8 protein-coding genes are annotated in these 11,478 nt (G+C 69.5%); 6 read left to right on the forward strand and 2 right to left on the reverse strand.

The features are described 5' to 3' along the window. Positions 1 to 60: 60 nt before the first annotated feature. The 3 genes from ASD79_RS17885 to ASD79_RS17895 all read left to right on the forward strand — a co-directional run bounded on the left by ASD79_RS17885 (position 61) and on the right by ASD79_RS17895 (position 1,508). Positions 61 to 537: an ester cyclase gene (locus ASD79_RS17885; RefSeq protein ID WP_056724013.1), complete on the forward strand. Its 477-nt coding sequence runs from the start codon at positions 61 to 63 to the stop codon at positions 535 to 537. A gap of 108 nt (positions 538 to 645) precedes the next feature. Then, positions 646 to 1,062 (forward strand): organic hydroperoxide resistance protein, encoded by a 417-nt coding sequence (locus ASD79_RS17890; RefSeq protein WP_056724015.1) that lies wholly within the window; start codon positions 646 to 648, stop codon positions 1,060 to 1,062. After that, entirely contained in the window at positions 1,059 to 1,508 is a 450-nt protein-coding gene (locus tag ASD79_RS17895) for a MarR family winged helix-turn-helix transcriptional regulator (protein ID WP_056724016.1), read from the forward strand. Before ASD79_RS17890 ends, ASD79_RS17895 begins: the two co-directional genes overlap by 4 nt. Positions 1,509 to 1,680: 172 nt before the next feature. Here the strand turns inward: ASD79_RS17895 and ASD79_RS17900 are convergent, their stop codons facing one another. After that, entirely contained in the window at positions 1,681 to 3,621 is a 1,941-nt protein-coding gene (locus tag ASD79_RS17900) for a sialate O-acetylesterase (protein WP_056724017.1), read from the reverse strand. 155 nt (positions 3,622 to 3,776) lie between these two features. Beyond that, positions 3,777 to 6,239, reverse strand: coding sequence for an exo 1,3/1,4-beta-D-glucan glucohydrolase (locus ASD79_RS17905; protein WP_162252380.1), 2,463 nt, complete (start codon positions 6,237 to 6,239; stop codon positions 3,777 to 3,779). A 223-nt stretch (positions 6,240 to 6,462) separates the two neighbouring features. Here ASD79_RS17905 and ASD79_RS17910 point away from each other — a divergent pair, with 223 nt between their 5' ends. The 3 genes from ASD79_RS17910 to ASD79_RS17920 all read left to right on the forward strand — a co-directional run bounded on the left by ASD79_RS17910 (position 6,463) and on the right by ASD79_RS17920 (position 11,240). Beyond that, positions 6,463 to 8,643: a hypothetical protein gene (locus ASD79_RS17910; RefSeq protein ID WP_056724020.1), complete on the forward strand. Its 2,181-nt coding sequence runs from the start codon at positions 6,463 to 6,465 to the stop codon at positions 8,641 to 8,643. A gap of 20 nt (positions 8,644 to 8,663) precedes the next feature. Further along, on the forward strand, positions 8,664 to 10,289 hold the full coding sequence (locus ASD79_RS17915) for an alpha-L-fucosidase (RefSeq protein WP_056724022.1): 1,626 nt from the start codon (positions 8,664 to 8,666) through the stop codon (positions 10,287 to 10,289). Between the two features lie 189 nt (positions 10,290 to 10,478). Then, positions 10,479 to 11,240 (forward strand): SDR family NAD(P)-dependent oxidoreductase, encoded by a 762-nt coding sequence (locus ASD79_RS17920; protein ID WP_056724023.1) that lies wholly within the window; start codon positions 10,479 to 10,481, stop codon positions 11,238 to 11,240. The last annotated feature ends 238 nt before the right edge of the window (positions 11,241 to 11,478 follow it).

Consider the following 11,478-nt stretch of genomic DNA (forward strand, 5'->3'; position numbering starts at 1 on the left):
ATCCGTTCTGATGGTTCTATGCTTCCCGACGCCGCCAAAGAGCGGACGGGAGGAAAGACGATGACCCAGGACGACCTGCGCGCCCGGCGCGAGACGATCGTGCGCGAGCACATGGCCGACGAGATCGATCACGCCTGGGACAAGGTGCTGGCGACTTTCCCCCACCCCCACTACGAGATCATCGCCACCGGCGCCGTCCATGACGGCCGTCCCGACGTCGAGCGCTACTACACCACCTCGCGCCAGACCTTCCCCGACCAGCGCAACACCCTGCTGTCGCTGCGCCATATCGACGACGGGATCGTGGTCGAGTTCATCCTGGAGGGCACGCAGAAGGGCCCGCTGGGCCCCCTGCCCGCCACCGGCCGGCCGTTCGCCTGCCAGATGACAGCCTTCTTCCTGTTCGACGGCGAGACCCTGGTCTGCGAGCGGATCTATTCCGACACCCTGACCATCGTGCGCCAGCTTCTGGGCGACCTGACGCCGATGGAGGCGCTGAGCGCGCTGGTCGAGGCGGCGAAGGTGAAGGCGGCTTAGACGGCGGCCGAAAAATAGATCGCGCGCGATAAAAAATCACGCCCGAGCTCTTGCCATTTAATCGCGCACGATTAAATCGTTCTCACGAGACAATCACAGGAGCTTCTCATGTCCACCCTCTATCAAACCCGCGCCACGGCCACCGGCGGCCGCGAAGGCGCCGTCCGCACCGACGACGGCCTGCTGGACGTCACTCTGGCCATGCCCAAGGCCCTGGGCGGCAAGGGCAATGGCACCAATCCCGAGCAGTTGTTCGCGGCCGGCTACGCGGCCTGCTTCCAGAGCGCCATGGCCTTCGTCGCCCGCCAGCAGAAGATCGGCCTGACCGGCTCGACCGTCACCGGCGTCGTCGGACTCGCCCCGCTCGAGGTCGGCTTCAAGCTGGAAGTGGCGCTGGAGGTCGAAACCCAGGGCCTGACCCAGGAAGAAGCCGAAGCCCTGGTTGCGACGGCGCACAAGGTCTGCCCCTATTCCAACGCCACGCGCGGCAACGTCGATGTCGCCATCACCACAAAGGCCGCATGAGCCAGAACACCGACAGCACCCAGCACGACACGGTCGAGGCCCTGCGCCTCGACCGTCAGCTGTGCTTCGCCCTCTATGGCGCCGCCAATCGCGTGACGCGGCTGTACCGGCCGTTGCTCGACGCCCTTGGCCTGACCTATCCGCAGTACCTGGCCATGCTGGTGCTGTGGGAGGCCAGCCCCCGGACGGTGGGCGCCCTGGGCGAGGCGCTGGACCTGGAGTCCAGCACCCTGACGCCCCTGCTCAAGCGGCTGGAGGCCCAGGGCCTGATCGCCCGGGCTCGCGACCCGCAGGACGAGCGCCGGGTGATCGTCACCCTGACGCCGACCGGCGCGGCCCTGCGCGACCGTGCCAAGGCCGTGCCCGAGCAACTCCTCTGCCTGCTGGAACTGCCGCTGAGCGAGCTGGGCGACCTGCGCGAACGGCTCAAGAGGTTGGCGGTTTAGGCGCCCTGGACAGTGGATGTTGCTGGCCGCCCTGGGCGAGCGCCCTGCGTCCTTCGAGGCTTCGCTACGCTACGCACCTCAGGAAGAGGAGCGTAATGGCTAAATTCCTCATCCTGAGGCGCCCTCCAGAGGAGGGCCTCGAAGGACGCACGATGCTTCCAGATCTCAACCGTCAGGGCGCGATCGCCAGTTCGAACGGCGTCGCCGGCAGGCCGGTCGCGCCATAGAGGTTGACCACCGGGCTGTCGGCCCAGGCGTAGCGGACCTTGACCGGCGTGAAGCCGGCCGGAACCGCCAGGCTGATCTTGTCGGCGCTCAGGGCCGTGTCGGCGAACCGGCAGGCGCCGGCGGCGTCGCACAGCTCGAAGCCGATCGGCCTCGCGTCGCCCTGGACCACCGCCGGCTGGTCCAGGCGCACCGTCACCGCGCCGCCTTGCAGCGTCGCCGAGACCGGGGCCGGGCCGGCGGCGATCAGCGTGCTGTCGCCATAGGCCAGCTTGCGGGCCTGCAGCGCCAGGCGCAGCCCGACCTGCTGCTTGTTGGCGGGATGGATGTCGTAGATGTCGCCGATGTCGACGGCCGAGGCGAGGCCGACCTTGGGGTCGGCGGCGGCCACGCGGCGCTGCACGTCGCGGATCCCCGCCCATCCGGACTCGACGGGCGTGGTGTTGCGCGATCCGAAGTCAGCCAGCTGGACGATCAGGAACGGCAGGTCGGGCCCACCGAACGCCTTGCGCCAGTCGGCGATCATGGCCGGCAGCAGCCGTGCATAGACCGCGGGTTCGGCGACGTTGGCCTCGCCCTGGTACCAGGCGAAGCCCTTCAGGCCGTAGGGCGCCAGCGGGGCGATCATGCCGTTGCGCAGGGTCGACAGGCCGCTCGACCCGACCCAAGAGGCCGTGGGCGGCAGGCCGCTGTGGGCGATGGACTCCGCGACCTTGTAGCGCCAGGTTCCGCCCAGCGGGACGAACGCGCCGTCGTCCAGCTTCAACCCCTTCTCGGCGGCCGGCCCCCAGGCTCCACCGCCGCCGCCGGTGTCGATGGCCCGCACCGCGATCAGATTGGGACCGGCCTTCAGCACGCCGGGCGCGATTCTGTACTCACGGGGCTTGTTCCAGCCCTGCGTCGTGCCCACTCCGCGGCCGTTGACGAAGGTAGTGTCCAGATCGTCAATCGGCCCCAACGACAGGGTCGCGCCCTGCTTGGCCTGCTGGGCGGTCAAGGTGATGGTGGCGCGCAGCCAGATCGTGCCGTCGAAGCTTTCCAGGCCGGGATTGGTCTCCCAGAACAGTTCGGCCGGCATGGTCTTCCAGTCGCGGTCGTCGAAGTCGGTGCGGCTCCAGGCCGCGGCCTGCGGCTGGGCCTTGGCCGCCCAGCGGTCGAGCATGGCGCTCCAATGGGCCATGCCGACGTCCGGCGACTTGGCGTACTCGGCCAGCAGTTGCAGGCCTTCGTCATAGCCGCCCAGGGCGTGCAGCCCCTCGCGGCTGATCCAGTCCTGGATCACCGAGCCGCCCCAGGTGGCGTCGATCAGGCCGACCGGGATGCCGGTGGTCTTCTTGATGTCGCGGCCCATGAAGAAGCAGGCGGCGCTGAAGTTGTTGGCGGATTCGGGGCTGGCCACCCGCCACACCGCCTCCTTGGGCAAGGCGGTGGTCGGCGCTGGCAGGCTGGTGCGGCCGGTCTGCAGCAGGCGGATGTCAGGGTCGGCCGACTTGGCCGCCTCGGCTTCGCCGCCCAGGGCGCGGCGCAGCGGGTATTCCATGTTCGACTGGCCCGAGCACAGCCAGACGTCGCCGACCAGCAGGTCCGAGATCGTCTGGCTATCGCCGCCCGCCTTGGCCGTGAGGGTCAGGGCCGCACCGGGTTCCCGGGCCGGGAAGGTGGTGAACCAGCGGCCTTGCGCGTCGGCCGTCGCCGTCGCCTCGGCGTCGCCCAGCGACAGGATCACGGCCTCGCCCGGCCTGGCCCCGCCCCACACCCGGATCGGCTGGCCGCGTTGCAGCACGGCGTGGTCGGTGAAGACGGGAGCGAGGACAGGCGCGGCGGCGGCGGCCCCCACCGTTGCCGTCAGAGCTGTGGCGGCCAGCAGGCCAAGGATCTTCGAGCGCATGGACTAACCCCAAAAAGACCGCTCATCCCGGCGAATGCCGGGACCCAGATCCCAAAGCCGAGAGGCTGACTGGAAGAGCATTGAGCCCATGGAACCAGCACTCAACCATGCCATCTGGGTCCCGGCATTCGCCGGGATGAGCGGATATAAAAACCCTAGTTCGCGGCCTTGGCCGGGCACACCGCGCCCGCCGGGTCCGTCGTCAGCTTCACACCCTGCAGCGACACCGTCATCGCCCCCGGTGTGCTCAAGGCGAACGGCGCGGTGACCTTGGTCACGTCGGTTCCGGCCGCCTGGAAGCACTTGAGCGAGATTTTCAGGCTCTTCCATTCGCCCACCGGCGAGGCGGCCAGCACCGGCGTCACGTCCAGCTTGCCGGCCCCGATCGACAGGGCGACCGGCGCGGCCGGCCTGGCGTCGAGCCGGTAGTCGACCAGCAGGGCGATGTCGGCGTTGGTCTGGAACGACAGGTCGAGCGGCTTGTCGGCGGCCAGGGCCACCGTCGCCGGAACGTCACCCGAGAAGGTGACCTGGCGACCGGCTTCCTGCACGCCGCCGGCGTCCACCGGCCGGACCTGAACGGCGGTGGTCGGGGTGAGCGTGAACGCGAACGGCGCCGGGGTCTTGCCGCCGACGAAGTAGTTGCTGAGGTTGTCGGCCTCGATCGTGAAGCCGGGCTTCTCCGACAGGGCGCCCAGGCGGACCTTGTCCTTGTAGGTCAGGCCGTAGCCATAGGCGAACAGCGGGCTGTAGCCCTTGTCGCCACGGTTCAGCGTGAACTGGCCGGCGGTCCTGGGCCAGCTGAACGACAGCTTGCCGTGGAAGTCGGCGCGCGGCTTGCCGGCCGCGTCGCCGATCAGCACGTCGGCGATCCCGCCGCCCTCCGAGCCCGGCAGCCAGGCCGCCACGAAGGCGTCCGAGGCGTTGATCTCGGGGTTCACCCACAGCGGCCGGCCGCTGAGGAACACCGCCACCACCGGCACGCCGGCGGCCTTCAGTTTCTTCAGCAGCGCCAGGTCGGTCTTGGCGCCGGGCTGGAATTCCAGGGTCTTGATGTCGCCGACGCCCTCGGCATAGGGCGTCTCGCCGAACACCACGATGGCGACGTCGGGCTTGGCCTCGAAGCCGCCGTCGACGCTCAGCGTCGCCTTGCCGCCGGACGCCTCGACCGTTTCCTTCAGGCCCGAATAGATCGACTGGGCGTTGGGGAAGTCGGCCTTGGTGTTGCCCGTGCCCTGCCACGACAGGGTCCAGCCGCCGGCCTGCTGACCGATGTCGTCGGCGCCCGAGCCGGCCACCAGCACGTTCGCCGAAGCCTTGATCGGCAGCACGCCGTTGTTCTTCAACAGCACCAGCGACTCGCGCACCGCCTGGCGGGCGATGGCGCGGTGGTCGGCCGAGGCCATCACCGCCTCCTTGCCCTCCAGCGGCCGCGCCTGCTGGAACAGGCCCAGCTTGGCCTTGACCCGCAGGATGCGGCGCACGGCGTCGTCGATGCGGGCCATCGGGATCTCGCCCGACTTCGCCTGGGCGACCGTGTTGGCGTAGAGTTCCTTCCAGCTGTCGGGGGCCATGTACATGTCCAGGCCCGCATTGGCGGCCTGCGGACAGTTCTTGGGCGTGCAGCCGACCACCTGGCCGTGGCCGTTCCAGTCGCCGACCACGAAGCCGTCGAAGCCCATCCGCCCCTTCAGCACGTCGGTCAGCAGGCTCTTGTTGCCGTGCATCTTCTCGCCGTTCCAGCTGTTGAACGACGCCATGATCGTCAGGGTCCCGGCGTTGATGGCCGGGACGTAGCCCTGGGCGTGCAGGCGGACGAGATCGGCTTCCGAGACCTGGGTGTCGCCCTGGTCGTGACCCTCGTGGGTGCCGCCGTCGCCGAGGAAGTGCTTGGCGCTGGCCGCCACGTGGCCGTGCTGGATGACGCTGCCCTGGCTGACCGCGCCCTGCAGGCCCAGGATCATCTGGCCGGCATAGTCGCGGACGATCTGCGGATCTTCCGAATAGCCCTCATAGGCCCGGCCCCACCGGTCGTCGCGCGGCACGGTCAGGGTGGGACCGAACGCCCAGTCGAAGCCGGCGGCGGCCGTTTCCTGGGCCGTCGCCGCGCCGATCCTGCGGATCAGCTCCGGATCGCGCGTCGCGCCCAGGCCGATGTTGTGCGGAAAGAGGGTCGCGCCCACCGCGTTGCCGTTGCCGTGCACCGAGTCGATGCCGAACATCAGCGGGATGTGCGTGCCCTCCGGACGGGCGTCGGCCCCGGCTCGGAAAGCTTCGACCGACTTGAGCCACGGGCCGATCGGCGAGCGGTCGGGCGCGCCCAGCGGCGGTGAACTGCCGCCGGCCAGGATCGAGCCCAGCGGATAGGCCTTCAGGTCTTCCGGCTTGATCGAGGCGAAATCGGCCTGGATCATCTGGCCGACCTTCTCCTCGAGGGTCAGCTTGGCCAGCAGCGAGTCGACGAAGGCCTCGGTCTGGGGATCGACCACGCCCTGGCTCTTGGCGACGGGCCAGAGGGCGGGATGGGCGGCGCTCTTGGAGTCAGCCGCGAACGACGCGCTGGTCAGAAGGGTGGTCGCCAACAGCGCCACGCAGAAGGCCTTGGTGTTCATCCCCAAACTTTCTCTTTTTGCTGACAACGCTGTCAGTCAGACGACAGCGCGGTCCTAGCATTCTGGTAGCGGTAACTAAAGGCTCGACGATGATGCATATACGATCTAATTTATGTGACAAATAGAAACGTCGGGGAGCGCGGAAATGTGGGGAAATCGAGCCGCGACGCCGGCGGGCGCGGCCATGGTCGCGGTTCGCCTGATTCCCGCTGACTAGACGGAAATCCCGGTGCCCTCGTTTAAAACCACCCTCGCCCTGCTGGCCGCCGCCGGCGCGCTGGTCTCGCTCGGCCCGGCCCTCGCCGCCTCGCCGGCCACCACGTCCTATGCCTGGCGCAGCGCCGAGGTGCTGGGCGGCGGCTTCGTCAGCGGCGTCGTCTATCACCCGACCGAGAAGGGCCTGGTCTATGCCCGCACCGACATCGGCGGGGCCTATCGCCTGGACCGCCAGACCGGCGCCTGGGTGGCGCTCAACGACGACCTGACGCGGGCCGACAACCAGCTGGCCGGCGCGCTCAGCCTGGCTGTCGATCCCCAGGACCCCGACCGCCTCTACATGGCGGCCGGCGAATATACCGGCCCTTACGCGCGTGGCGGCGCCCTGCTGCGCTCCACCGACCGGGGCGCGACCTGGGCCAAGGCCGAGCTGCCGGTGAAGATCGGCGGCAACGAGGATGGCCGCAACACCGGCGAGCGGCTGATGGTCGATCCGCACCGGGGCGCGGTGCTGCTGCTGGGCGCCAAGGACGGCCTCTACCGCAGCGCCGACCACGGCGCGACCTGGGCGCGGGTCGCGGCCTTTCCCAAGCTGCATGTCACCGTGGTGGCCTTCGATCCCGTCGAGAAGACCCAGGCCGGCGAGACGGCGATCGTCTATGCCGGAACCAGCGGCGGCCTGCTGGTCAGCACCGACGCCGGCGCGACCTGGGGCCTGGTCGGCGGCCAGCCCAAGGGCCTGATCCCCCATCACCTGGCGCTCGACGCCGAGGGCGGGGTCTATGTCACCTACGGCAACGGCCTGGGCCCCAACGGCGTCACCGACGGCGGGGTCTGGCGCCTGGACCCCGACACCGGCGCCTGGACCGACATCACCCCGGTCAAGCCGTCCGGAACCGACGTGTTCGGCTATGGCGGCCTCAGCCTGGACCCTAGCCGCCCGGGCGTGATCATGGTCTCGACCCTCGACCGCTGGGGGGTCGGTGACGAGGTGTTCCGCAGCCTCGACGGCGGCAAGACCTGGAAGGCCCTGCGCGACACGTCGCGCCACGACGTCGGTCGCGCCACCTGGGTCCGCCGCCTGGAGGGCAAGGATGGTCGCCAGATGGGCCATTGGATCGGTGATTTCGACATCGACCCGACCGATCCGGACGAGGCGATCTATGTCACCGGCTATGGCCTGTGGCGCACGAAGAACCTGACCGAGGCCGACCGCTCGGGCCGCACCGACTGGCGGTTCGACGACGAGGGCATCGAGGAGACCGTGCCGCTGGAACTGGTCAGCCCGCCCAATGGCGCCTCTGGCGGCGCGCCCCTGGTCAGCACGATCGGCGACATCGGCGGCTTCCGCCACGACGACCTGACTTCGGCGGGGGCCAGCCGCTATTTCGATCCGCACGGCGGCACCAATCGCGGCCTGGACTTCGCCGAATTGGCCCCCGACGTCATGGTCCGGACCAGCGACCCGACCCCGACCGGCGGCTTCCGCTCGACCGATGGCGGCAAGAGCTGGAAGGCGTTCGCCAGCGCCCCGCCCCGCGACGCGGGTATCGACACCGGCCGCATCGCCCTGTCGGCCGATGGCCAGCGGATGGTCTGGGCGATGCGCCGCGCCCCGCCCTACGTGTCCAGCGACCAGGGCCAGACCTGGCGGGCGGTCCAGGGCGTCACGGCCGGTGACCAGCCCAGCTTCGTCCCGGCCTCGGATCGGGTGAACCCGTCGCGGTTCTATCTCTATGACGCCGCCCAGGGCGCGGTCCTGGCCAGCACCGATGGCGGCGAGACCTTCAAGATCACGGCTCGCAACCTGCCGGACGCCAGTCCGCTGAAAGCCGTCCCAGGGATCGAGGGCGAGGTCTGGCTGCCGACCCGCCAGGGCCTGATGCGCTCGACCCACGGCGGGGCCGATTTCAAACGGATCGCTGGAGTCGATGGCGCCGGCCTGGTCGGCTTCGGCAAGGCCGCGCCCGGCCAGGTCCATCCGGCGGTATTCATCTGGGGCACGGTCGAGGGCGTCGAGGGCGTGTTCCGCTCCGACGACGTCGGCAAGACCTGGCTCAAGCTCAACGACCAGCGCTGGGGCTTCGCCGGACTGAGCGCCCTGACCGGCGATCCGAACCGGTTCGGCCGGGTCTATCTGGGCGTCCATGGCCGGGGGATCGTCTATGGCGACCCCGCCCCGGCGAAACCGTAGAAGCGTTCGAAGGAAACCCCATGGCCCTCAATCGCCGCGACATCCTCAACCTCGGGGCCGGCCTGGCCGCCGCCTCGGCCACGCCCGCGCTCGCCGCCAACAAAGGCGGCTTCCAGCCCAGCTGGGGCTCGCTGGCCGCCGGCTACAAGACGCCCGACTGGTTCCGCGACGCCAAGCTCGGCATCTGGTCGCACTGGGGCCCGCAATGCGTGCCCGAGTACGGCGACTGGTACGGCCGCCAGATGTATATCCAGGGCAACGGCGTCTACGACCACCACGTCAAGACCTACGGCCACCCGACGAAGTTCGGCTTCATGGAGCTGATCAACCGCTGGAAGGCCGAGCGCTGGGACCCCGAAGGCCTGATGAAGAAGTACCAGGCCGCCGGGGCCAAGTACTTCATGTCGATGGCCAACCACCACGACAACCTCGACATGTTCGCCAGCCGCCACCACGCCTGGAACACGCTGCGCGTCGGTCCGGGGCGGGATATCGTCGGGACCTGGGAGAAGGTCGCCCGCGCCCACGGCATGAGGTTCGGCGTGTCCAACCACGCGGCCCACGCCTGGCACTGGTGGCAGACGGCCTATGGCTACGACGCCGAGGGCCCGCTGAAGGGCCAGCGCTACGACGCCTTCCGACTGACCAAGGCCGACGGCCAGGGCAAGTGGTGGCAGGGGCTGGACCCGCAGGAACTCTATACCGGCCGCAACATGCTGATCCCAGACGGCGTGGACAACATCAAGGCCGCCAACGCCTGGCACGACGCCCATGACGGCGAGTGGATCGAGACCCCGCCGCCGAACAATCCGGGCTTCACGCGAAGCTGGCTGGCCCGGCAGAACGACCTGGTCGATCGCTACCGGCCCGACATGGTCTATTTCGACAACTACACCCTGCCGCTCGGCCAGGCCGGGCTCGAGGCCACCGCCCACTACTACAACCAGGCCCACGCCTGGCGCGGGGCCAGCGACGTGGTGGTCACCGGCAAGAAGCTCAGCCCCCTGCAGCGCCGAGGCATCGTCGAGGACGTCGAGCGCGGCTTCTCCGACCGCCTGCGGCCCGAGCCGTGGCAGACCGACACCTGCATCGGCAACTGGCACTACGACCGGGGGCTCTACGATCGCGACGGCTACAAGAGCGCCAAGGACGTGATCCAGCGGCTGATCGACGTGGTCAGCAAGAACGGTTGCCTGCTGGTCTCGATCCCCCAGCGCGGCGACGGGACGATCGACGACAAGGAAGAGAAGGTGCTGGAAGGCATGGCCGGCTGGATCGCCGTCAACGGCCCGGCCATCCACGCCTCGCGGCCCTGGCGGATCTACGGCGAGGGCCCGACCCGCTTCGTCGAGGGCATGCAGAACGAGGGCGACGCCAAGCCGTTCCAGGCGACCGACATCCGCTTCGTCACCAAGGCCGGCGACCTCTACGCCCTGCCGATGGCCTGGCCGGCGGGCGAGCTGGTGATCGAGAGTCTGGCGACGTCGGGCCCGACCAGCGCGGGCGAGGTGCGGCGGGTGGAACTGCTGGGCGCCGGCGAGCCGCTGGCCTTCGTCCGCGACGGCAAGGGGCTGCGGGTGACGCTGCCGGGCGCGCGGCCGGCGTTCACGCCGGTGCTGAAGATCAGCGGGCCGGGCCTGACCTAAACCCTCTCCCGGAGGGGAGAGGGAGGGGCCCGCGTCCCGAAGGGGCGTGGGAGGGTGAGGGGTGACGCCGTGTCAATCTTGACCCGGTGCGAACATCCCGGACATCTAAACTCCTCACCCTCCCATGCTGCGCATGGGCCCCTCCCTCTCCCTCTGGGAGAGGGTGTCCGCGATGCTCAGGCCTCCCCCATGACCGACCTCACCGGCCGCACCCTCCTGATCACCGGCGCCTCCTCCGGCATCGGGGCCAACCTGGCCCGCGCCGCCGCCAAGGCCGGCGCCAAGGTCGCCGCCGCCGCCCGCCGCGCCGACAAGCTGGAAACCCTCGTCGCCGAGATCACCGCGACCGGCGGCCAGGCCCAGGCCTTCGCCATGGACGTCGAGGACGAGGCCTCGGTGATCGCCGGCTACGACGCGGTCGAAGCGGCGTTCGGCCCGCCCGACTCGGTGATCGCCAACGCCGGCATCAGCCTCCAGGGCTCGGCGCTGGACATCCCCATCGACGATTTCGACAAGGTGCTGGCGGTCAATACGCGCGGCGTGTTCCTGACCGCCCGCGAAGGCGCCCGGCGGATGATCCGGGCCGGCAGCCCGGCCAGCGAGCGCGGCCGCATCCTGCTGGTCGCCTCGATCGGGGCCCACAAGGTGCTGCCGGGCCTGACCGCCTATGTCACCTCCAAGGCCGCCACCGCCCACATGGGCAAGAGCCTGGCCCGCGAGTGGGCGCGCAAGGGGATCAACGTCAACGTCCTGTGCCCCGGCTACATCAAGACCGAGCTCAACGACGAATGGTTCGACAGCGAAGGCGGTACGAGGCTGGTGGCGACCTTCCCGCGCAAGCGGCTGATGGAGACCGGCGACCTGGAAGCCATGGCGCTGTACCTGACCTCGGACGCGGCGCGGGCGGTGACGGGGTCGGTGTTCACCGTCGACGACGGGCAGTCGCTGTAGGGCGCCAAGCCCTTCGAAACCTTCTCCCAGAGGGAGAAGGTGGCGGCGTAGCCGACGGATGAGGGGTTACGCCGTCCGACGGCGTGCCGGCAGGGCGCCGAGCGAAAACGGTGAGGGCGTCACCCCTCACCCTCCCGCCGCTGCGCGGCGGGCCCCTGTCCAGCGGATAGAGAGGTGACGATTTAGCCCGGTTGGATGGGTGACAGTTTTTGGCCTCTGTGGTCGAGGAGCCCGATGG

The sequence above is a fragment of the Caulobacter sp. Root655 genome, from assembly GCF_001427665.1.
Classification (GTDB): Bacteria; Pseudomonadota; Alphaproteobacteria; order Caulobacterales; family Caulobacteraceae; genus Caulobacter.